Annotated in this window: 18 protein-coding genes and 1 other RNA gene; 11 read left to right on the top strand and 8 right to left on the bottom strand. The window is 37.8% G+C overall.

Translation table 11 applies throughout. The features are described from left to right. Positions 1-897 precede the first annotated feature (897 nt). The 3 genes from gltB to FHR29_RS17460 all read left to right on the top strand — a co-directional run bounded on the left by gltB (position 898) and on the right by FHR29_RS17460 (position 10,100). Positions 898-5,412 carry a glutamate synthase large subunit gene (gene gltB / locus FHR29_RS17450; RefSeq protein WP_183916010.1) on the top strand — a complete coding sequence of 1,505 codons (4,515 nt, stop codon included), beginning with the start codon at positions 898-900 and terminating at the stop codon, positions 5,410-5,412. A 15-nt stretch (positions 5,413-5,427) separates the two neighbouring features. After that, complete coding sequence (locus tag FHR29_RS17455; protein ID WP_183916012.1) at positions 5,428-6,885, top strand: glutamate synthase subunit beta; 1,458 nt, start codon at positions 5,428-5,430, stop codon at positions 6,883-6,885. A gap of 269 nt (positions 6,886-7,154) precedes the next feature. Then, the gene (locus FHR29_RS17460) at positions 7,155-10,100 is read left to right on the top strand and encodes a VIT domain-containing protein (protein WP_183916014.1); all 2,946 of its coding nucleotides are present in this window, start codon (positions 7,155-7,157) and stop codon (positions 10,098-10,100) included. A gap of 129 nt (positions 10,101-10,229) precedes the next feature. On the opposite strand, the gene FHR29_RS17465 is transcribed toward FHR29_RS17460, so the two are convergent. From FHR29_RS17465 to tgt, 3 genes are read right to left on the bottom strand one after another with little or no spacing between them, the layout of a single operon-like run. Beyond that, positions 10,230-11,141: a DMT family transporter gene (locus FHR29_RS17465; protein ID WP_132772383.1), complete on the bottom strand. Its 912-nt coding sequence runs from the start codon at positions 11,139-11,141 to the stop codon at positions 10,230-10,232. Between the two features lie 11 nt (positions 11,142-11,152). Next, on the bottom strand, positions 11,153-12,232 hold the full coding sequence (locus FHR29_RS17470) for an LptF/LptG family permease (RefSeq protein WP_132772385.1): 1,080 nt from the start codon (positions 12,230-12,232) through the stop codon (positions 11,153-11,155). A gap of 23 nt (positions 12,233-12,255) precedes the next feature. After that, entirely contained in the window at positions 12,256-13,386 is a 1,131-nt protein-coding gene (gene tgt / locus FHR29_RS17475) for a tRNA guanosine(34) transglycosylase Tgt (RefSeq protein WP_108160421.1), read from the bottom strand. Positions 13,387-13,587: 201 nt separating this feature from the next. Here tgt and FHR29_RS17480 point away from each other — a divergent pair, with 201 nt between their 5' ends. Beyond that, the gene (locus tag FHR29_RS17480; protein ID WP_183916016.1) at positions 13,588-14,733 is read left to right on the top strand and encodes a glycosyltransferase; all 1,146 of its coding nucleotides are present in this window, start codon (positions 13,588-13,590) and stop codon (positions 14,731-14,733) included. 24 nt (positions 14,734-14,757) lie between these two features. Further along, positions 14,758-15,393, top strand: coding sequence for a 16S rRNA (guanine(527)-N(7))-methyltransferase RsmG (gene rsmG / locus FHR29_RS17485; protein WP_132772388.1), 636 nt, complete (start codon positions 14,758-14,760; stop codon positions 15,391-15,393). 1 nt (position 15,394) lies between these two features. Here the strand turns inward: rsmG and FHR29_RS17490 are convergent, their stop codons facing one another. Next, entirely contained in the window at positions 15,395-16,000 is a 606-nt protein-coding gene (locus FHR29_RS17490) for a hypothetical protein (RefSeq protein WP_183916018.1), read from the bottom strand. An 89-nt stretch (positions 16,001-16,089) separates the two neighbouring features. Further along, positions 16,090-16,320: a hypothetical protein gene (locus FHR29_RS17495; RefSeq protein ID WP_021188507.1), complete on the bottom strand. Its 231-nt coding sequence runs from the start codon at positions 16,318-16,320 to the stop codon at positions 16,090-16,092. A gap of 154 nt (positions 16,321-16,474) precedes the next feature. Here FHR29_RS17495 and dprA point away from each other — a divergent pair, with 154 nt between their 5' ends. The 5 genes from dprA to accD all read left to right on the top strand — a co-directional run bounded on the left by dprA (position 16,475) and on the right by accD (position 20,441). Continuing rightward, on the top strand, positions 16,475-17,566 hold the full coding sequence (dprA, locus tag FHR29_RS17500; RefSeq protein ID WP_183916020.1) for a DNA-processing protein DprA: 1,092 nt from the start codon (positions 16,475-16,477) through the stop codon (positions 17,564-17,566). 24 nt (positions 17,567-17,590) lie between these two features. After that, positions 17,591-19,075, top strand: a complete 1,485-nt coding sequence (locus tag FHR29_RS17505; RefSeq protein WP_183916022.1) for an MFS transporter — start codon at positions 17,591-17,593, stop codon at positions 19,073-19,075. Next, complete coding sequence (locus FHR29_RS17510; RefSeq protein WP_021188509.1) at positions 19,068-19,295, top strand: DUF6814 family protein; 228 nt, start codon at positions 19,068-19,070, stop codon at positions 19,293-19,295. Before FHR29_RS17505 ends, FHR29_RS17510 begins: the two co-directional genes overlap by 8 nt. An 84-nt stretch (positions 19,296-19,379) precedes the next feature. Further along, positions 19,380-19,477, top strand: an RNA gene (gene ffs / locus FHR29_RS17515) — signal recognition particle sRNA small type. 121 nt (positions 19,478-19,598) lie between these two features. Continuing rightward, on the top strand, positions 19,599-20,441 hold the full coding sequence (gene accD / locus FHR29_RS17520) for an acetyl-CoA carboxylase, carboxyltransferase subunit beta (protein WP_021188511.1): 843 nt from the start codon (positions 19,599-19,601) through the stop codon (positions 20,439-20,441). Positions 20,442-20,507: 66 nt separating this feature from the next. On the opposite strand, the gene FHR29_RS17525 is transcribed toward accD, so the two are convergent. Then, positions 20,508-20,849: a hypothetical protein gene (locus FHR29_RS17525; protein ID WP_132843781.1), complete on the bottom strand. Its 342-nt coding sequence runs from the start codon at positions 20,847-20,849 to the stop codon at positions 20,508-20,510. Positions 20,850-21,048: 199 nt separating this feature from the next. Between FHR29_RS17525 and FHR29_RS17530 the strand changes: the two genes are divergently transcribed. After that, a complete protein-coding gene (locus tag FHR29_RS17530) occupies positions 21,049-21,384 on the top strand; it encodes a MerR family transcriptional regulator (RefSeq protein ID WP_021188513.1) in 336 nt (111 codons plus the stop codon). An 8-nt stretch (positions 21,385-21,392) separates the two neighbouring features. Here FHR29_RS17530 and FHR29_RS17535 read toward each other — a convergent pair whose 3' ends face one another. Together FHR29_RS17535 and FHR29_RS17540 are read right to left on the bottom strand one after the other, a co-directional pair. After that, positions 21,393-21,887 (bottom strand): metallophosphoesterase, encoded by a 495-nt coding sequence (locus tag FHR29_RS17535; RefSeq protein ID WP_183916024.1) that lies wholly within the window; start codon positions 21,885-21,887, stop codon positions 21,393-21,395. A 1-nt stretch (position 21,888) separates the two neighbouring features. Continuing rightward, a complete protein-coding gene (locus tag FHR29_RS17540) occupies positions 21,889-22,596 on the bottom strand; it encodes a tRNA1(Val) (adenine(37)-N6)-methyltransferase (RefSeq protein WP_183916026.1) in 708 nt (235 codons plus the stop codon). Between the last annotated feature and the right edge of the window lie 70 nt (positions 22,597-22,666).

Consider the following 22,666-nt stretch of genomic DNA (forward strand, 5'->3'; position numbering starts at 1 on the left):
TGTATTTCCTACCTCACAGCGAAAATAACAAAAGCTAAGATAGATAAAGAATATCTAAAATATAGCGCAAAGCTTATCCGTTCCAGAATTAGTTATATGCTAAAATTTATTATTTTTTAAAGACCTGTCTCCGATCGACTTCTTATTGAGATCGGAATACAATGCGCAAAGGAAAGTCCGTGAAAGTCCATGGAAGTCCGTAAAAGTCCATACAAGTGCATACGTTATTTCGCCTTACTCCGACATTGCTAGGGTACTGGCAGGACAACTCTTCGAGTCTGGTTCGAGTACCCTTCGACTATTATTCGACAGGTATTCGGCAGGGTGGCGAACACCTACCGAATAAACCACGAACAACTGTGGGGCTTGTCTCCTATCTCTCCCCTAGCAAACTCGAACTTAAGTCAAACGGCAGTCATTCACAATTGAATAAAGTAAGAGTTGATTTCGCCCTTCGTTCGCAAAAGGTTCGAAAAGGATTCGGCTTGCTTATACCGATCCTATACCCATCCTATACCTCGCCTATACTGAAACAGTAGACAAACGGAAGACAAACAGAAGACAAACAGAAGACAAAAGGTAGAGCTTTACCGAAGACTGTCCGAACAAAGTGCGAATAAAGAGTGAAGCATACTCTAATCGAGTAAAAGGCAGATGATCTTGATAAACCTGCTTTAAAACTGCATCACCAATCATTAAGATGATACAAATCATTTTATTACAACACCTAACAAGCTCATTCAAAAAACAAATCACAAAGCTCTTCCAAAATACAATATCAGCAATAAAAGACTTTTTATTTACAAATAACATAAGCTTATTTAAAATAATTTATAAAATCTATAATATTTTAATGTTTTTATTCATATATTAGCAAAGTAATAATTGAATAGGAAGATGATTGAAAGTAACACAAATCAGCAAGGGCTATACGACCCTAGTTTTGAGCATGACGCCTGTGGGGTTGGTTTTGTAGCGCATATTAAAGGAATAAAATCACATGCACAGGTAAAAGATGCCTTGACCATGTTAGAAAATATGGAGCATCGTGGTGCTTGTGGCTGTGATCCAGAGAGTGGAGATGGCGCAGGTATTATGATCCAATTACCACATGAGTTTCTTTGGGAAGAATGTATTAACCTAGGTATACAACTTAAAGAACCAGGATATTATGGAGCAGGAATGGTTTTCCTACCCAAAGAACCTGAAATGAACAAAATTTGCAGAACAGTTATACAAGAAGCGGCTACTGAAAGGGATATGAAATTCCTTGGATTTCGGGATGTACCAGTAAGTAGAGCAGGTATAGGCCCGACAGCATTAAGCGCTGAACCCGAAATAGTTCAATTCTTTATCGACAGACCCGAGACCGTACATAACACTGAAGAATTTGAACGCAAATTATTTGTCCTCAGACGTTTGATTATCCAAAAAATCAAACAATATCAAGAATATCCACTACCGCTTTACTTCGCTTCCCTATCTTGCAAAACAATTATTTATAAAGGTCAGTTGACAACTTACCAAGTTGGCACTTATTTTAAAGACCTTCGCGATCCAAGAGTTGTTTCTGCATTTGGATTAGTACACTCTCGCTTTTCAACCAATACTTTCCCTTCCTGGTCTTTAGCACAGCCTTTCCGTATGTTAGCGCATAATGGTGAGATCAACACATTAACAGGAAATCTGAACTGGTTTTACGCAGGCATGCGTGCGCTTTCGTCTCCTTATTTTACAGAAGAAGAGATGGAGATCTTATTACCTGTTGTAGACCGTGGTCAATCTGATTCCGCATGTTTAGACAATGTTGCAGAACTTTTATTACACAGTGGCCGCAGCCTTTCCCATGTGATGCTGATGCTGGTCCCTGAGGCTTGGGATGGCAATACACAAATGGATCCATTAAAACGAGCATTTTATGAGTACCACGCCACATTAATGGAGCCTTGGGATGGTCCAGCTGCTCTTTGTTTTACTGATGGCAAGTCCATTGGTGCAACCCTAGATCGAAACGGATTGCGTCCTTTACGCTATGCCATTACTTCAGATCATCGAGTCATCGTTGCTTCAGAGGCAGGCGCACTCCCTATTGATGAATCAACGATCATCAAAAAAGGAAGACAACAAGCTGGTAAAATTTTCTTGGTCGATATGGAACAGGGTAAAATTTTATCTGACGAAGAGGTAAAAGGCGACTTAATACGTCAACAGCCTTATGGCGATTGGTTAGACAGTTATAAAATAAAATTAACAGAATTGGCTGAGCCTCGTGTTACTTATACCTATCTGTCTAAAGAGTCGGTATTTAAGTATCAGCAGACTTTCGGATATTCGAGAGAAGACTTAGAAACAATTCTAACACCAATGGCACTGACCGGGTATGAGCCAACAGGTTCCATGGGATCTGATGTACCATTAGCTATACTTTCCGATCAACCGCAACATTTATCCAGTTACTTCAAGCAGTTTTTTGCTCAAGTGACAAACCCTCCAATTGATCCAATAAGAGAGCGTTTGGTCATGAGTCTAGCAACATTCATTGGAAATGCAGGTAACATACTCATTGAAGATAAAAAATTCTGTCACTGCGTTACGCTCGAACATCCGATATTGACCTCGAAAGAATTAGAAAAGCTACGGTCAATTGACACGGGTGTATTTCAGGCAAAAACTTTACAATCTTATTTCCGAGCAGATGGTCAAAATGGTTCTCTGGAAGCTGGATTAGAACGCCTTTGCCGTTATGCAGATGATGCTGTACGTGATGGCTTCGAAGTATTGATACTTTCAGACCGTGCCATTGATTCACAACATGCTCCTATCCCGTCCATATTAGCAGTATCTGCAGTACATCACCATTTAATCAAAACAGGAAACCGTGGTGCTGTCGGTCTTGTTGTAGAAGCTGGAGATGCTTGGGAAGTCCATCATTTCGCATGTTTACTTGCATTTGGTGCCACTGCAATCAATCCTTACATGGCGCTTGCGAGTATTCGTACGATGAAAGAACAAAGTAAAATCGAAACCGAATTAACATGGCCTGAACTTTCCAAAAACTACGTAAAGGCAGTAAATGCAGGATTATTAAAGATATTTTCAAAAATGGGAATATCGACCCTGCAGTCGTATCATGGTGCACAAATCTTTGAAGTATTAGGTTTAGATAAAACTGTTGTAGACAAATATTTTTGCGGTGCTGTATCCCGTATCGGGGGTTTAAACTTGGACGATATTGCACAGGAAGTACTGACAAAACACTGGGTGAATTTCAAAGAAAGCCGTACTCCACAAACATTGCTTCCTGAAGGTGGTCTTTACCAATGGAAACGAAGAGGTGAAGGACATCTTTGGAACCCTGATACTGTACATCTTCTTCAACAGGCTTGTCGCAATGACGACTATGCTACTTATAAAAGATATGCAGAAAAAATAAACAACCAAAAAGAACAGATGTTCACCCTGCGTGGTTTATTAGATTTTGCTAAACATAGAACAGCAATTCCTTTAGAGGAAGTAGAACCAGCTAGTGATATTTTAAAACGCTTTGCCACAGGTGCGATGTCATTTGGTTCTATTTCACATGAAGCACACAGCACACTGGCAATTGCGATGAACCGCATCGGTGCAAAATCAAATACTGGAGAAGGTGGTGAAGATGAGCTCCGTTATCAGACTCTTCCTAATGGTGATTCGATGCGTTCTGCAATCAAACAAGTAGCATCCGCAAGGTTTGGCGTTACATCCAACTATCTGACACAGGCAGACGAAATACAGATCAAGATGGCTCAAGGCGCTAAACCTGGAGAGGGCGGTCAGCTTCCTGGACCTAAGGTTAATGAATGGATTGCCAAAACAAGACATTCAACGCCAGGTGTAGGGTTAATTTCCCCACCGCCACATCATGACATCTATTCGATTGAAGATTTAGCACAATTAATCTTTGATTTAAAAAATGCAAACCGTGCTGCACGTATCAATGTCAAACTCGTTTCAAAAGCGGGTGTTGGAACTATTGCTGCAGGTGTTGCAAAAGCACATGCCGACGTTATTCTGATAGCAGGATTTGACGGAGGAACAGGAGCTTCTCCGATCAGTTCGACAAAGCACGCAGGTTTACCTTGGGAATTGGGATTAGCAGAAGCACACCAAACTTTGGTGAAAAACAAACTTAGAAGCCGTATCGTACTACAAGCAGATGGACAGGTAAAAACTGGACGTGACATCGTTGTAGCAACCTTATTAGGTGCAGAAGAATGGGGCGTATCAACTGCTGCCCTTATTGCTGGTGGCTGTATCATGATGCGTAAGTGTCACTTGAATACTTGTCCAGTAGGTGTAGCCACACAAGATCCAGAATTAAGAAAATTATTCACCGGTAAACCTGAGGACATTGTTAACCTATTCCGCTTCATGGCCGAAGAAATCAGAGAGACCATGGCAGAATTGGGTTTCCGTACCATCAATGAAATGGTAGGAAAAGCACAGTTCCTTAAAAAACGTGAGAACATAGATCATTGGAAAGCTTCCAAAATTGATTTCTCAGGCATATTATATGTTGAGCCCAACGATCCTAATCAGTCTCTTTACAATACTGAAGAACAAGATCACGGCATGGGTATGATCTTAGACTGGGGATTATTGAAACAAGCGAAACATGCCTTAGAAAGCAAAACTCCAGTTTTTGGAACTTTCACGGTTAAAAATACGGATCGTACCATCGGTACGCTATTGTCGAATGAGATTTCTAAACTATACGGATCCGAAGGCTTACCTGATAATACCATCAATTACAAATTTGAAGGTTCTGCGGGACAGAGTTTTGGTGCATTCTCAACAAAAGGACTATCATTTGAGTTAGAAGGTGAAGCAAATGATTATGTTGGTAAAGGATTATCTGGTGCACAATTAGCGATCTATCCGAAAGCAGAAAGTAAATTGATACCGCATGAAAATATCATCATCGGTAATGTTGCTCTATTTGGTGCTACATCGGGACATCTCTTTATTAATGGACAAGCCGGCGAACGTTTTGCTGTTCGTAATTCAGGTGCTACGGCAGTAGTAGAAGGTCTTGGCGACCATGGTTGTGAATACATGACCGGGGGACGTGCACTTATCTTAGGAGCTACTGGAAGAAATTTCGGCGCTGGTATGAGCGGAGGTATCGCCTGGATCTATGATAAACAAGGAACATTTAGAGACAATTGCAATACTGAAATGGTAGATCTTGATCCATTGGAACAAGAAGATGAAACAGCAATTATTGCATTGCTAAAAAGACATATTTTACTCACAAACAGCAAAATTGCACAACATATCCTCGAAAACTGGACTGCTGAGAAAAACAGCTTTATCAAAGTATTTCCAAAAGAATACAAACAGGTATTACGTACAAAATTAGTTGAAGCATAATCAGGAGGAAAAATCATGGGAAAAATAACAGGATTTAAAGAATACGATCGTGAGCTTCCGCAAAAAGAACCGGTAGCTTACAGAATACAGAATTTTCAGGAATTCAATAAGGGTTACACAGATAGTCAACTGAATACACAGGCCGCACGTTGTATGGACTGCGGTATACCATTTTGTCACTCAGGATGTCCTTTGGGCAATGTAATACCTGAGTTTAATGATGCCGTTTACGATGGAAAATGGGAAGATGCATACAACATATTGACCTCAACAAATAACTTTCCCGAATTTACAGGAAGAATTTGTCCGGCTCCATGTGAATCGGCATGTGTATTGGGTATACACAGTTCTCCAATTACCATTGAAGAAATTGAAAAACATATTATTGAAATTGCTTTCAATAAAGGTTATGTAAAACCTAACAAAAGCTATATTAAAACAGATAAAAGAGTTGCTATTGTTGGATCAGGACCTGCGGGATTAGCTGCAGCCGCACAATTAAATAAAGCTGGTCATGACGTTGTCGTTTTTGAACGTGATGATCAATTGGGAGGCTTACTCCGTTATGGTATTCCGGATTTTAAATTAGACAAGAAAATTATTGACCGCCGGATTTCGGTGATGCAGGAATCAGGTATTAAATTTAACGTAAACGCTGAGGTTGGCAAAAACATCTCCACCCATGAGTTACTTTCTTTTGATGCTGTTATTTTAGCAACAGGCTCAACTGTTCCTTGGCATTTGGATATTCCTGGAAAAGAATTAAAGGGTGTCCATTTCGCGATGGATTTTCTGAAACAGCAGAATAAAAAAGTGAGTGGTATTGAATACACGGAAGAGCACATCATCGCCCAAGGAAAACATGTAGTCGTAGTCGGTGACGGTGATACTGGATCGGATTGTATCGGCACTTCCAATCGACAACTGGCACAGAGCATTACCCAGATCGCACGTAAACCCATCCCTGCAAAGGAACGATTAAAGAATAATCCATGGCCATCAGATAAAATCACTTTCAACACTTCATCATCACAAGAAGAAGGTTGTGACCGACTTTGGGCGACCGAAACAAAAGCCTTCATCAGTGATGACCATGGAAATGTCAAAGCTGTTCAGATCATAGAGGTCGAATACGAAGTAGATGATTTCGGTAGAAGAACAAAATTAGGTCAATCAGAGCCTAAAGAAATTCCAGCAGATCTTGTTCTTTTAGCTGTCGGTTATCAACATACAGAGCAACAATTGCCAGAAAAACTGGGTGTTCAAGTCGATAGCCGAGGAAATATAGTAGCGACAGATAAAGCTTACCAGACTTCGGTAGATAAGATCTTTACAGCTGGAGATTGTAGGAAAGGACAATCATTAGTTGTATGGGCGATATCAGAAGGCCGTGAGTGTGCTAGAAAAGTAGACGAATTCCTAATGGGGCATTCGGAGCTTGAAAGCAAAGAAGCTATTCATCAATATGCTTAATACCAATCCTAAATAGAAAAGAATGAGCCCCGTAAATATATTTACGGGGTTTATTCTTTTATAGCACTTCCTGTCACTGACTCATCCGGTTATTTCATCTCAAAAATGAGTAGCATATGGACCCTCGCTGATCTCAAAAAGCTTTTATTCATTTTAACCGGGACTAAGATTTTCAACCTACATGAAGTTTTTTAATCCTGCGGTTAATTATGGAATTCGTTACTAAGATGCATCATCTTAAATGAACACAGCAAGCTAATTCAAAAAATATGAATAAGATCCTCATAATAGTATTGATTTTATGTCTCCTACTTCAGGGAGAGAATATTAAATCACAGAATAATCCAAATAGACCTATTCCCAGCTTAAAAATATCGAATGATCCAAAAGATCAGGCAAAAGTTAATCTACAGGAGCTCGATATTCAAGTTAATATTTTTGGTAACATCGCGAAAACAACGATGACAATGATCTTCCGTAATAATGAAAACAGAGACTTGGAGGGCATACTGACATTCCCCATGCCTGAAGGTGTTTCGGTAACAGGATACGCCCTTGATATTAATGGAAAACTACGTCAAGCTGTTGCAGTTGATAAGAGCAAAGGGATTGAAGTCTTCGAAAGTATTGAATCTCGTCGTGTAGATCCTGGATTATTAGAGCGTGTAGAAGGGAATAATTTTAAGACTAGAATATATCCTATACCTGCACAAGGTCAACGAACCATTAGCATAACTTATGAAGAGAATTTACAATTCCATGCTTCGACTGGTTTTCAATACCATTTACCTTTAGCCTATAAACAAGCGATCGAGCGGTTTAAACTTCAGGTAAATATCTACCAAACAGACCAGGTACCGACATTGATCAGCAAACCAGATGGATCACTCATATTTTCAGAAAAAAATCATATTTATCAAGCGGCTATAGCTAAAAACAATTTTATACCTGAGAAATCATTAGTAATTGGACTACCTAAGCGACCAAATGAGAACAAAATTTTGACACAGGCTAATCAAGATCAATCTTTCTATTTCCTTAGCAATATATTTATCGATGCTCCTTCGAAAGCAAAAACCTGGACTAACAAAATTGGGATCATTTGGGACAATTCTTTAAGCGCTAAAGATAAAGACATTCAAAAAGAATTAGCACTTCTGGATCTCATCATACAACAAAAAAAGAATTTAACTGTAGAACTGGGCTTACTGAATATCAGCTATGTAAAAGCGGGAACATTTCACATAGAAAAGGGAAATTGGACTGCTCTAAAAAATTATCTCTTGCATTTAACTTATGATGGCGGAACAGATTATTCAAAATTAAATGATCAAGTGCTGCAAGCGGAGGAATATCTTTTCTTTACCGAAGGATTATCCACATTTGGGTCAAATCAAGTAACCATCAACAAACCAATATATTGTATCACTTCCTCTGCCATTGCAGATTACAGCACCCTCCAGGCGATTAGCAAAAAAACTGGTGCAAAAACGCTCAATCTATTGAACACATCACCTATCGACGGTATCAAAAAATTAAGTTCAGAAAATTTAAAATTTTTAGGGATTAAAGAACATGCTGATTTCTCAGAAATATATCCAGCGATCCATACAGAAGTACAGGATCATATCGCGATTACAGGTCTCGGAAAAAACAACAATTTAAAACAGATTACCTTACTCTTTGGCTACGGGAATCGTGCAACTCAAGAAGTCAAAATTGACATCAATTATCAAGAAAATGAGTTGGATATTCATAAAATCTGGGCTCAGAAAAAGATTGCAACATTAGATGTTGATTACACGGAAAATAAAGAACGTATTGAAGAACTTGGTAAGCAATTTGGTATTGTTACCCGTAACACAAGTTTAATTGTATTGGAAACCGTGGAAGATTATGTACGATATGCCATCCTGCCTCCAACAGAATTGCTTCCAGCTTATCATAAATTGATTAAAGAACAAAGCGTTCTTCGGGAGGAACGTATGCATGATTTATTGGCACAGGCTGAAACCGCTGTCCAAGAATTAAAAAAATGGTGGCAGACCGACTTCAAAGCAAAGAAAACCTATCCACAGCCTAACAGGATCGTAGAAGAGTCATTTGTAGAGCCCGAAGTTCATCCAATTAATAATACACAAGCTGCAACATCAAAAATGGTATCATCAGAAAGCAGACAGATGGTTTTAGCAGATGATCGATCTTCAAATTTGGAGGAAATAGTGATAAGCACTTTAGAAGACCCAGTTTCTGATCAACAGCATTATTCCGGCACTGATGTGAGTGACAGAACAACTGCTGGTGCAAAAATCACCATTCCTGACATTAAAAATGACAATATGTATCTGCAGGTCTTAGAAAAATCAGCGAATCCCTATCAAACATATCTCGAACTTCGCCAAGCATATTTGGGTACTCCGAGCTTCTATTTTGACGTTGCTAATTTTTTCTATCGAAAAGGCACAAAAGATAAAGCATTATTAGTGTTGAGCTCACTTGCAGATCTTCAAATTGAAAATGCAGATTTATTTAAGACAATAGCTTACACACTTAAACAATGGGAACAATATCAATATGAACTTTACATCAATAAGAAAATCTTAGACTGGCGTCCTATGGACCCGCAAAGCCACCGCGATTATGCTTTAGCATTATTAGATAATAAACAATATCAAAAAGCTTTTGATCAATTATATAGTATCCTAACGCAAAGTTATTCCCCTGAAGCAGCCCATCGCGACGATGGTATAGAAGAAATTATTGTGATGGAGTTAAATAATTTATTAAAATTAAACCAGACTCATGTCAATAGCAATAACATCAGCAAACAACTCATTGCAGATCTTCCTGTTGATATTCGTGTGGTGATCAATTGGAATTCAAACAATACAGATATAGATCTTTGGGTCACAGATCCACATGGAGAAAAATGCTTTTACAGCAATAATAGCACTGCAATGGGAGGACGTTTAAGTAATGATTTTACCGGAGGATATGGCCCTGAACAATTTCTATTAAAAAGAGCAGTCAAAGGAAAATATAAAGTCGAAGTAGATTTTTATAATGATAATTCGCTAACGCTAGCAGGTCCAACAGCAGTTATGGCAGAAATATTCACCTATTATAGCTCCGGAAAACAAGAACGTAAAATCATCACCCTGTACTTAGATAAAACCAAAGAGCAGCACGTGACCATCGGAACATTTGATTTTTAATCCAGTGTTAAATCAAAAAAAAGCGTGCTTAAAATCAGTTTTAAGCACGCTTTTTTTATCAGGATACGCAATATATCCATTAAATTCCGTTCTGCAACAAGAGCAGATATATAAAGCTAAAATAGATAATTAATAGATTTTTCTAATAACCAAATCCTGCTTCCGTTTCTCGATTTTTGTTTTTAAGTAAGGATAAAAGAAGACTGCACCTAAAACAATGGCAGCACCACCATAAAAACCTAAACTCATCGTCTCTTTTTGACCGAAGATCAGCATGGCCAATAAAATGCCATAAACAGGTTCCAGATTTGTCGTTAAAGCAACTGTAAAAGCACTCAATTCTTTCATTACAGCAACACCTAACACATACGCAACGGCAGTACACAATACCCCTAAGATCAATAGATAAATTAAATCCGATTGATTGAGAACCATATTTTCATTAAAATCTCCACTGAATAACATAAAAACTGACACCCAGAAAAAAGCACCCAGCATTTCATAAAATGTGATCAAGGTAGCGCTTGATTTTTTAACCATTCTGGCATTTGCAATCGAGAAAATACTTGCACAGAATGCACATGCTAAGCCCGCAAGAATACCTTCAATATAATTGGATTCAAATTGAAATATCATATAGATACCCATTATTATCACTACACCAACTAACATATCCATTAGGGCGATCTTTTTCTTATTGATCAGGGGTTCTAAAATAGAAGTATACAATGTCAAAGAAGATAATGTTACCAAAGCTACTGATACTGTAGATACCTTAATTGCATAAAAAAAGAGTACCCAGTGAAGCCCTACGACACCCCCGACCATTATGAAAGAGATAAAATCCTTTCTTTTTACCAGAATCTGCTGCTTGCTAACGGCAAGATAAATCCATAGAGAAATCGCCGCAATCAAAACCCGATACCAAACAAGATGTATAGCAGATATCGAAATCAAATTACCCAAAATTCCTGTAAAACCCCATATCAGGATTGTTAAATGCAGAATAAGAACATTCTGATTAATTTTAATTTTTGACATTGTCGGTTTGTTTATTTTGGCGCCTTTATAGCCAAATAGATTGCAATAATTAAAAATGTAATATTGGGAATTAACACTGCAATCAAAGGAGGGAGCCCTCCTTTTAATGAGAACATGGTGGCAAATTGAATGAACACGATGTAGGTAAAGCTCAATCCGATACCGATACCCAAACTAAGACCAATACCTCCTCTGACCTTCTTAGAGGATAAGGCAACGCCCATCAAAGTAAGCACAAATGCCGAAAAAGGATAGACATAACGTTTATATTTCTCCAATTTAAGATCTGTCATCATCCCTGTACCCCTAATTTCCTCTTTATGGATACGCTCATCCAGCTCTTTCGTATCCATGGCTGTAAAAATATTATCATACAGTTCAAAATCACTCGGCTTCATATCCAAAGTGGTATCTTTTACGGTACCCTTGTCCATTCGTTCATGAAGACCATTAATAATCCGGTTTGTATAATCGTGAATTTTCCACTTAGTCGTTACAGAATCCCATGTAATACGCTCAGCGATCATTTTTTCCAATAAGGTATCACCCTTAAATTTTTCCAGTACAAACTTATATCCAATCTTGGAGTTGTTATCAAAGTTGTCTATGTATACATAACTGTTTTTATCAATCTGCATATGCGTGGACACTTTCGTATTATCTTTCAAAGGTTTTACATACACATTTTCAAAACCGATCTTCATTTTATTCGTTTTCGGAATAATATAAAGGTTAAAGACAAAAGAAACTGCAAATATAAGCGTTGCAGAAAAAATATAGGGTCTTAAAAGCCGGTTAAAACTATAGCCGGCACTTAATATGGGTACGATCTCTGTTTGATCGGCCATCTTCGAAGTAAAGAAGATAACAGCGATAAAATTGATCAGAGGACAAAGGAAATTTAAATAAAACGGGATAAATCCTGCGTAATATTCAAATATAATTTTGTCCATAGGAGCATTATATTTCAAGAAATCATCCAATCGCTCAGAAATATCAAAAATGACCATGACGACTGTAAAAATAGCCATCGTGAACACAAATGTGCTCAAGTACTTTTTAATAATGTAACGATCGATAATAGAAAACATAATACTACTAAGATGCAAAAAAATTACAAACGTTGACCTAATACTTTGACCATTTTATTTTTCCAATCGTAGAATGTACCATCTACAATTTTCTCACGTGCCTCATTTACCAGCCATAAATAGAAGTGTAAGTTATGTAAAGAAGCAATCTGTGCACCTAAAAGTTCTTGCGAACGGATTAAATGGCGTAAATATGCTTTTGTATATACTTGATCTGAGTAAAGATCACTATCTGGATCAATTGGAGAAAAATCGTCTTTCCATTTTTCATTCTTGATATTGATCGTTCCGTGACGTGTAAAAATCATACCGTTACGTGCATTACGCGTTGGCATAACACAGTCAAACATATCTATACCCAAAGCGATGTTTTCTAGTAGATTGATTGGCGTACCTACACCCATCAAGTAACGAGGTTTATCTTCTGGAAGAATATTACACACAACTTCCGTCATCGCATACATTTCCTCAGCAGGCTCTCCTACGGATAAACCACCAATTGCATTTCCTTCACGATTGAAAGACGCAATTTTCTCGGCAGATCTTTCACGTAAGTCTTTATATACTGATCCTTGAACAATGGGGAACAATGTCTGGTCATATCCATATAATGGTTCTGTACTGTCAAAACGATCACAACATCTTTTCAACCAACGGTGAGTCATTTCAATCGAACGACGGGCATACCCATAGTCACATGGATAAGGAGTACACTCATCAAAAGCCATGATAATATCCGCACCGATTACTCGTTGTGTATCCATCACATTTTCAGGAGTAAATAAATGCTTTGAACCATCAATATGTGACCGGAACGTCACACCTTCTTCTCGTATCTTACGATTGTCTGACAATGAATAAACTTGGTAACCTCCAGAATCTGTTAAAATTGGACGGTCCCAACCGTTAAATTTGTGAAGACCACCTGCCTTATTCAAAACATCCAGTCCTGGTCGTAGATATAAATGATAGGTATTTCCCAAAATAATTTGAGCTTTAATATCATTTCTCAATTCGTGCTGATGCACACCTTTGACCGTACCAGCTGTTCCAACCGGCATAAAAATGGGAGTTTGAATTTTTCCGTGAGCTGTCTCAACAACACCTGCACGCGCTTTAGAAAATTTATCTTGTACTTGAAGAGTGAATTTCATTAATCTTTTATTTTTTGGGGATTCTAATTTGATGATTTTTACTGTTTCAGAAGCAAATTCCCCAACATGCTTTTTTTAAAATCTTTGCAAAAATACTATAAAAAGCAATGCAAAGATTGACCTTTTACAAGATTTTAACATTTACAGCACAAAAAACATTATTAAAGCAAATATCCCTGGAACATACTATCTTTGCAACCTATGAACATCGTACAGCAATACGCCTTCTATTACCCTTATATCGCCTTTGGCATCATCGGTTTATTACTGCTCATCCAGTTGTACTATATTATAATTGTATACGGAAACCTGAGTCGTCATAAAGTGCATTCTTATCAGGAACATGATCAATTTGATCCTATTTCTGTCATCATCTGTGCACATAATGAACAAAAAAATCTAAAGCAGTTTTTAGCATCAATTTTAGAGCAGGATTATCCCCAATTTGAAGTGATTGTTGTTAATGATTACTCTACTGACGAGACAAAATGGATTTTAAAGGAATATCAATCTCAATATGATAACTTAAGAATTGTCGATATTAAGGAACATATACGGCTTAAGCATGGAAAAAAATTCGCCGTTACCCTAGGAATTAAATCTGCTATTTACGAAAAACTGGTTTTCACAGATGCTGATTGCAATCCAAATTCAAGCAATTGGTTAAAAGAAATAGCTGGAGCACTTAACCAACCGGATACAGAGATTGTCATCGGGTACTCCCCTTATTTTAAATATAAAGGTTTTCTCAATAAACTTATCCGGTTCGAGACAACGCATACAGCAATGAGTTACTTATCGTATGCGATAAAAAAAGATGCTTACATGGCTGTAGGCAGAAACATGGCCTACACAAAAACGTTATTTTTCAGTAAAAAGGGATTTGCATCACACATGCACATTAAATCTGGTGATGACGATCTTTTTGTAAATGAAAACGCTACGAAGAAAAATGTAGCCATATCCATTCATGAGGATGCTATCGTTTACTCAGAACCTAAAACAACCTGGAAAAGCTATTACAAACAAAAAGCACGGCATTCGGGCGCTTCGGTTATCTACAAAAAAAGACATCAGCGTATGTTGGGTATGCAATTGATCACTTCATTTTTATTCTACTTTACGATTATCCTGACTGCGATTATTTTCCCTAATTACTGGTACGTACCTGTAGCTGCATATCTAATTCGCCTACTTGCACAGCTCATTGTTTTTAGGGCAATATATAAGAAATTAGCAGTTTCTGACCTCATTTGGTGGTTACCATTATTAGACATCATCTACTATTTCTATATTTGCATCAACGGACTATTCAACCGTAAAAAGAAATCACTTAGCTGGAAATAATATTCATATTTTAAAACGTTCACTTTGAATCCTACAGTAGACATCATATATCAGTATTTTCCAAACTTAACAGAAGTTCAGAAAACACAATTTGCACAACTTGCAGAACTTTATCCGTTTTGGAACAATCAGATCAATGTTATTTCACGCAAAGACGTTGAAAGCCTTTATCTGCATCATGTATTACATTCTTTAGGTATTGCAAAATACGTCATGACATTTGCTCCGGGCACTCGTATTTTAGACGTTGGCACAGGCGGAGGATTCCCAGGAATACCATTGGCTATTTTATTTCCTGAAGTAAAATTTCATTTAGTAGATTCGATCGGAAAAAAAATTAAAGTTGTTCGCGAAGTTGCGTCTGCTTTAGGACTTGAGAATGTTGAAGCAGATCACATCCGTGCAGAACAATTGGACGACAAATATGATTTTGTTGTATCACGTGCTGTAACACGATTAGCAGATTTTGCTCCTTGGATCCGCAATAAATTCCTTAAACAGGATAAAAATGGAATTCCTAACGGTATCTTATATCTAAAAGGTGGTGATCTTAAAGAAGAAATTAAAGAGTCACGACTGAAAGCTGAGCTGCACCCACTTTCCGATTATTTTAAAGAAGATTTCTTCGAAACGAAATATGTCGTTTATGTTCCGATGTAATTTAGGGATTTAAGATTTCTAATTTAGGGAGACTCAGACGTTGATGAATGATTTCGACAGAATCTAGGTAGTTTTTTAAACTGTGCTGCACATAAGCAATCTGATCGTAATGGTCTGCCTTGCGCAACCATTTGGAGGAAGGTTCATAATAAGAACGAAATTTAACCAAAGAGTCTCCCGTTAAAGGCGTGTAGGCTTCAGTTAGCGCAGTCCATTGTGCTAAGACTTTGTCTTGCTCGAACTCCCGCTCGAATAGTCTTTGAAGTCTCCGAGAAGCACGACCCTTCTTACTCAAAAGATTATACAACTTATTGAGATTAACGGCAAGACCGCCCTGATATGGCAAGGTCACCATATTTTTGGTATCTCCCCAAAAGTATATGGACTTATATGTAACCTGCTTTTCGGCCATTTTCTCTTCCGCCGTTAATTTTTCCCCAACTATTAGCGCAGTATCCAGTATGTTGGTATCCTGATTAATTATTTTTTTATTCCGAAGAGTGGTATCTTGATAGGAAAAAACAAAACGTGCAGATGAAGATTTGGCCCGGCTAAAAAATAAAAGCAGACAGATAGACAGCAAAAAAAATAAGCGACCTGAATTCATTTCTTTATAATTAGTTATTTAAAAATAACAACAAAAGAAATACGAACGACGATTTTAACTTTGTTTAACTGTCTATCTATCTTGAATTATTAACCCAATTCTTCTATAATTTTTTTGCCAATCGCATTAATCTCTTCGTCCATACCAAACATTGGTAAACCAGTCTCGGGATTGGTTTTCAACCACAGATTCTCTGTATCTTTAATAATCTGTACATATTCTACCCCTTCTTTAAAAATCACATAAGTATCTTCCTCTTCTGGGAATACCGAGTAAACAATATCTTCAATTTCTATATCAAACGGTTCTTTCATTTCCATAGTCATATATTTTTATTTCAAACAAAGATACAAGCTATCTCATAATTCTCTAAAATATGAAAGTAAAATTCTTTTCTAATCATTTTTGATACCAAAAGTAAAACTGTTTAAGCCTGAATTTCAGTAAAATATTATTATCTTTAAATAACCGAATATGAACTTTTACCATCAAATAGCACTTACCAAAATTAAGGGGGTAGGACCTAAAACTGCGCGAGCTTTGCTTACGCACTGCGGTTCTGTGCAAGAAATCTTAGAGACAAATGCCAGCACTTTAGCAAAAATTCCAGGAGTAAACAGTCGAACAGCTAATGAAATCGCGTCGAAAAACTATCAGGAAGCAACCGAAAAAGAAATGGCATTTGTTGAAAAACACCAGATAAAAGTTTTATGGATAGATAATTCGGATTATCCTCAGAAATTGAAAAATTGTGAGGATGCACCACTGGTTTTATATTACAAAGGGAATGCCGACCTCAATAAAGAACGTATGGTCAGCATTGTCGGAACGAGAAATGCCACCAGCTATGGTCGCAAAATTTGCGATACGCTCATTGAACAGATGCAGCCTCTTGATACCACAATTGTAAGTGGACTGGCCTATGGCATCGATATCATGGCTCACAAAAATGCTTTACTTCATCGGATACCAACAGTGGGTGTATTAGGACATGGACTAGACCGGATTTATCCGGCGACTCATAGAGAAACAGCGTCAGCAATGCTTCAACAGGGTGGATTACTAACCGAATTTCCTTCAGATAGCAATCTTGACCGCCAAAATTTCCCGATGCGAAATCGCATTATAGCAGGTATGTCCGATGTAACGATTGTCATAGAGGCGGCCACAAAGGGAGGCGCGCTCATTACTGCAGAAATAGCAAATAGCTATAACCGCGATGTATGCGCATTCCCGGGAGCAATAGATCAGCTTTATTCGGCAGGTTGTAATTATTTAATTAAAACCAACCGCGCACATCTGATCCGGGATGCGAAAGATCTTTGCTACCTGATGAATTGGGAAACTTCAGAAAAACAAACAGGTATACAGCTCCCACTCCTACCTCCTGAGTTAAATAAAGATCAGTTGCACCTCTATCTCTTTCTCCAGGGTAAACAGCAAGTGGGTATTGACGACATCACGCGTTACTGTAACTGGCCACAAAGTAAACTTGCGATGATTTTACTCGAAATGGAGATGAATGGTCATATCACCTCTTTACCTGGAAAAATGTATAAAATTTAAACCTAAACAACCTTATAAATCTAAATGAAAGAAAATACAAATACCAAAACTATTTGGAAAGTAATCGGTGCGTCCTCCATGGGAACACTGATTGAATGGTATGACTTTTTTATCTTCGGAAGTTTATCCATCGTCATTTCAACCAAATTTTTCCCTGCGGACAATCCGACTGCGGCTTTCCTTTCTACCTTAGCCACGTTTGCTGCTGGTTTTGTTGTCAGACCCTTCGGTGCACTTTTTTTTGGTAGATTAGGAGACCTTATCGGAAGAAAATACACTTTTATGGTTACACTGTTGCTCATGGGAGGTGCCACTTTCTTGATCGGTTGTATACCCAGCTATGAGAGCATTGGCTTTCTTGCCCCCTTACTGGTACTGATCTTACGTTTATTGCAAGGGCTGGCACTTGGTGGTGAATATGGTGGAGCGGCAACTTATGTGGCAGAACATGCCCCTGAAGGTCAACGTGGCTATTGGACATCCTGGATACAGACGACAGCAACGTTCGGTTTATTTATCTCTTTGGTTGTTATACTCCTAACAAAATACATCTTGACCGAAGAACAATTTGACGCCTGGGGATGGCGTGTTCCATTTATTCTATCCATATTGATGGTCTATGTGTCTTACCTCATCCGTAAAAACATGAGTGAATCGCCCGAGTTTGCCAAAGCGAAAGAAGAGGGTACAACAAGCAAAAATCCTTTAAAAGAAAGCTTTGGAAATCGGTATAACTTAAAATTTGTGTTGCTTGCTTTATTTGGCGCAGCTATGGGACAAGGAGTCGTATGGTATACGGGACAATTCTATTCCATGAGTTACATGAAAACTGTGATGCACCTCAATTCGGACGAAGCTGATATGATCTTAGGAACGGCATTGCTGATCGGAACACCATTTTTTATTCTTTTTGGCTGGTTAAGTGACAAAGTCGGCCGTAAATGGATTATGCTTTTGGGTATGCTACTGGCACTTTGTACCTATAGACCTATATACAAAGCGATGTATCAACTAGCGGATACCAGCACAAAAGAAGTGAGCTCGACCAATACATTAAAATTGGCCGATAACAAGCTTCAAACGATCATCCAGTATACTGATGGAACACGTTCTCAAGAAATAAGCCATGATCAATCGACCGAACAAGATACGCTCATTAAAAAAACGGTAACTGTGCATGGTAGTAACCGCATAGGTTTAACGGCATTGATATTTATTCAGATCATATACATCACCATGGTGTATGGACCAATCGCGGCATTTCTGGTGGAAATGTTTCCGGTTAAAATTCGTTACACGTCCATGTCCTTACCTTACCATGTCGGTAATGGCATTTTCGGAGGCTTATTGCCTGCAATTTCGACTTACCTGACGACAAATGCGCAAATTGCTCAGGATCCTGAATTTTATTTGGCAGGACTCTGGTATCCGATCATTATTGCGGCTGTATGTTTCATAATCGGATCGTTGTATATTAAAAATAAACCTAATCACCTCAACAATGGATAAACTAAAAAAAATATTAGGGATTCTTTGGATTGCACTAGCCCTATTCACTGCATACTTTTGTCTTTTTGAACTCGCAATTCCTAAAATAATGATCGGACATCAAGAAGATTTAGTATTCGGAATCATTATTATGTTCATTTTAACACCTATTATCTCACTTGGTCTAGGTCTTTTTGGGTATTATTCGCTCTGTGGCGAGTATGGAAAAGACAAGACTTAAAATTATTCTTATTGACTATCAGCGAAGTAAGCACTAATAGCAAAATATCTTTCTTTAGAAGGATTTTTTTTCTACTTTTGTGACGGGTAAGTCTTTTACGACCAGCTCCCATTGACTCCCCCAGGTTGGGAACAAAGCAAGGGTATTTGGTTGAGCGGTGCGATAAAAGGAGCTTACCCATTTTTTATGCCCAAAATTTCGGGTCAGCTTCCTTTCACAAATCGTAAATACACAGCAATTTTAAGGAATACTTCTACTAAACAAAATAATTTTGTTTATTTGTAACTGAATTAGAACTATCGTATGAGTTGGTTTAAAAGAGATAAAGCCGGAATTAACACGGCAACAGAAAATAAAAAAGAGGCGCCAGACGGATTGTGGAACAAATGTCCATCATGTAAAAAACCGTTGTTGAACCTTGAACAAATCGAAAACAATTACGTTTGTCAATACTGTGGATACCACCTTAGAATTGGTTCTGCAGCTTATTTTTCAATCATTTTTGATAATAACGAGTTTACTGAATTATTCCCGACATTAAGCTCAGGTGACCCGATCAATTTCTTCGATTCAAAACCTTATACAGAACGCTTAAAAGAAAGTCAGGCTAAAACAGGTCTGGTTGATGCTATTCGTTCTGGCCATGGTAAAATCGATGGGCAGGAACTGGTTATCGCTTGTATGGACTTTAACTTCATCGGAGGTTCTATGGGTTCTGTAGTAGGTGAGAAAATTGCACGTTCCATCGATTACTGTATCGAACATAACATTCCTTTTATGTTGATCTCCAAATCAGGTGGAGCCCGTATGATGGAGGCCGCATTCTCATTGATGCAAATGGCAAAAACAGCGGCAAAATTAGCCCTATTGGCTAAAGCAAAATTGCCTTATGTTTGTTTGCTTACAGATCCAACGACAGGAGGTGTTACCGCTTCTTACGCCATGTTAGGAGATATCAATATTGCGGAACCAGGAGCTTTAATCGGTTTTGCAGGTCCACGTGTTATCAAAGAAACAATCAAAAAGGATCTTCCTAAAGGATTCCAGACTTCAGAATTTATTTTAGAGCACGGCTTCCTGGATTTTATCGTAGACAGAAGACAATTAAAAGAAAAAGTATCAACATACTTGAGATTGATTAAATAATAATCGGTCCTTAAAATATCTTCGGTGTTCCACCGAAAAAAATAAGAGCTCCTACTATTGGAGCTCTTATTTTTTTAGATACTTAAAAAAAGCCCAAAATCTCCGCTTGGACAAATAATCAAAATCAGCCTCATTGGCATAAGCCTCCCGCTCGTAAGATATATTCAGGTAAGCCTGATGGAAATTTCTGTACTGCAGATAGCGAAATAAAAATTCAATAAGATAACTGATATAAAAGAATATAATGAGCAATTCCACCGCCTGCCTCATATGTATCTGCTCGTGATTGATCAATTGACGGTTATCTTTAAATATACGCTTCTTTAGAAAAATAAAAGGATAAATAGTAATGGCATCAGCCTTTCCCCATGAAAATACTTTTGTCCAAAACCGACTAACCAAAATCATATCTTTTCAAATTAAATCCAATTCTATAAATTACTACGAATCAAGATAGATAATTTTTATTATCTATCTTACATTGTATATTTCCTCTATAAAATAATTTTTGATGGTAGAGGAAAGAACGATAAATTTGTTTTATATTAGGTGCAACGATATTCAACAAATTTATCTAAGTTTGTTATATAAAAATTAACAGATTAGTATGCCTTACAAAGAGCGCGAAATTAATAAATTGTATTACACGATGGGTGAAGTGACAACCATGTTTGATGTCAACGCATCCCAAATTCGTTTCTACGAGCGTGAATTTGATATTATTCAACCAAAAAAGAATAAAAAAGGAAATCGTCTATTTACCCAAGATGATATTGCTAATTTAAAAATCATCTTCAATCTGGTTAAAGATAAAGGTTATACCCTTCAAGGTGCACGTGAATATCTGCGCACTAATAAATCTGAAGCTAAAGAAAATCAGCGCGTCGTCGATTCTTTAGAAAAATTAAAGAGCTTTTTATTGGAAGTACGTGACAGCTTATAATGAGTTGCCTACCTTCCCGCAAGTTCAATAATCTCTAAATTTTCAATTTTACTGCCATTAATTTCAAACCGCATTAGTGTTCTCACTTTGTGCCAGCCCTGTTTTCCCGCAGCTCCTGGATTTAGATGTAGGCATTTTAACTTCTGATCATACATCACCTTCAAGATATGCGAATGCCCCGTAATAAAAAGCTGGGGAGGATGAGTCGTTATCTGCTTTTTTATCCGTGGTGCATACTTACCGGGATACCCGCCGATATGTGTCAACCAAACATCTACGCCTTCACAGGTGAACCTCAGATCTTCGGGAAAACGATGACGCAGTCCTTGATCATCGATATTCCCATAAACACCTCGTAAAGGTTTAAAACCTTCCAGTTGGTCTGCAACAGCGGCATTTCCAAAATCACCAATATGCCAGATTTCGTCACAGTTTTCAAAGTGCTTAAACACCGACTCGTCCAGATAAGCATGTGTATCTGATATCAATCCAATTCTTATCATACTAAAAAGCTAAAAAATAAGGTCGCAAAGCGGTCTTATACATTTCTGAATAAACACCTTTCGCTTCATAAATTATAAAATCAGAAACTGTTGAAACTCCACGATAAGCTTTCTGAAAAACAATAATCTTACGGATGATGGCATCACCTTCGAAAGATCGGATCTGAATCTCCTCTTTTAAACATAAATCCAAAGTTTCCGCAATATCCTTCAGTTCATCGGCCAATAGTTTTGGAACGATCAAAGCCAATTGCCCATCTACCTGTAGTTTGTCTGCGGCGAAGGTCAACAGCTCGTTGAAAAACTGAAGATCGGTATGTCTGGCCAACTTCTTCCTTGCATCGGGATTATGCAACGAATCGGTATAAAATGGCGGGTTAGAAATAATAAAATCAAAAGAGCCTGTATCAGTAAAATCTTGAAATGAACAAGCGTGCAGCACCATTCGGTCTCCAAAATTGGAGTTTCTAAAATTTATTGCTGCCCGCTTCGCGGCTGCAGGGTCAATTTCCACAGCGATCACCTCGCTATCCGCACAGCGCTGTGCTAACATAAGCGCAATTACACCTGTACCTGTACCAATATCTAATATACGTTCCGAGGATTCAACATGAACGAGTGAAGCTAATAACACAGCATCGGTATTAATTTTCATCGCACAATCAGATTGATCAACGGCAAACTCTTTAAACTGAAATATAGAAGCCATTGTCACAAAGATAATTCTTTTAAAACCGTTGCACTATTTGATCTTTACAATATTTGAATAAATTTTTATT

The organism is Sphingobacterium sp. JUb56 (assembly GCF_014191365.1).
GTDB classification, from domain to species: Bacteria; Bacteroidota; Bacteroidia; order Sphingobacteriales; family Sphingobacteriaceae; genus Sphingobacterium; species Sphingobacterium anhuiense.

What these genes read in the sequence shown, in the direction of transcription:
- gltB (WP_183916010.1), top strand. Translation starts at nt 898, where the DNA reads ATGATTGAAAGTAACACAAATCAGCAAGGGCTATACGACCCTAGTTTT.
- FHR29_RS17455 (WP_183916012.1), top strand. Translation starts at nt 5,428, where the DNA reads ATGGGAAAAATAACAGGATTTAAAGAATACGATCGTGAGCTTCCGCAA.
- FHR29_RS17460 (WP_183916014.1), top strand. Translation starts at nt 7,155, where the DNA reads ATGAATAAGATCCTCATAATAGTATTGATTTTATGTCTCCTACTTCAG.
- FHR29_RS17465 (WP_132772383.1), bottom strand. Translation starts at nt 11,141, where the DNA reads ATGTCAAAAATTAAAATTAATCAGAATGTTCTTATTCTGCATTTAACA.
- FHR29_RS17470 (WP_132772385.1), bottom strand. Translation starts at nt 12,232, where the DNA reads ATGTTTTCTATTATCGATCGTTACATTATTAAAAAGTACTTGAGCACA.
- tgt (WP_108160421.1), bottom strand. Translation starts at nt 13,386, where the DNA reads ATGAAATTCACTCTTCAAGTACAAGATAAATTTTCTAAAGCGCGTGCA.
- FHR29_RS17480 (WP_183916016.1), top strand. Translation starts at nt 13,588, where the DNA reads ATGAACATCGTACAGCAATACGCCTTCTATTACCCTTATATCGCCTTT.
- FHR29_RS17490 (WP_183916018.1), bottom strand. Translation starts at nt 16,000, where the DNA reads ATGAATTCAGGTCGCTTATTTTTTTTGCTGTCTATCTGTCTGCTTTTA.
- FHR29_RS17495 (WP_021188507.1), bottom strand. Translation starts at nt 16,320, where the DNA reads ATGGAAATGAAAGAACCGTTTGATATAGAAATTGAAGATATTGTTTAC.
- dprA (WP_183916020.1), top strand. Translation starts at nt 16,475, where the DNA reads ATGAACTTTTACCATCAAATAGCACTTACCAAAATTAAGGGGGTAGGA.
- FHR29_RS17505 (WP_183916022.1), top strand. Translation starts at nt 17,591, where the DNA reads ATGAAAGAAAATACAAATACCAAAACTATTTGGAAAGTAATCGGTGCG.
- FHR29_RS17510 (WP_021188509.1), top strand. Translation starts at nt 19,068, where the DNA reads ATGGATAAACTAAAAAAAATATTAGGGATTCTTTGGATTGCACTAGCC.
- accD (WP_021188511.1), top strand. Translation starts at nt 19,599, where the DNA reads ATGAGTTGGTTTAAAAGAGATAAAGCCGGAATTAACACGGCAACAGAA.
- FHR29_RS17525 (WP_132843781.1), bottom strand. Translation starts at nt 20,849, where the DNA reads ATGATTTTGGTTAGTCGGTTTTGGACAAAAGTATTTTCATGGGGAAAG.
- FHR29_RS17530 (WP_021188513.1), top strand. Translation starts at nt 21,049, where the DNA reads ATGCCTTACAAAGAGCGCGAAATTAATAAATTGTATTACACGATGGGT.
- FHR29_RS17535 (WP_183916024.1), bottom strand. Translation starts at nt 21,887, where the DNA reads ATGATAAGAATTGGATTGATATCAGATACACATGCTTATCTGGACGAG.
- FHR29_RS17540 (WP_183916026.1), bottom strand. Translation starts at nt 22,596, where the DNA reads ATGGCTTCTATATTTCAGTTTAAAGAGTTTGCCGTTGATCAATCTGAT.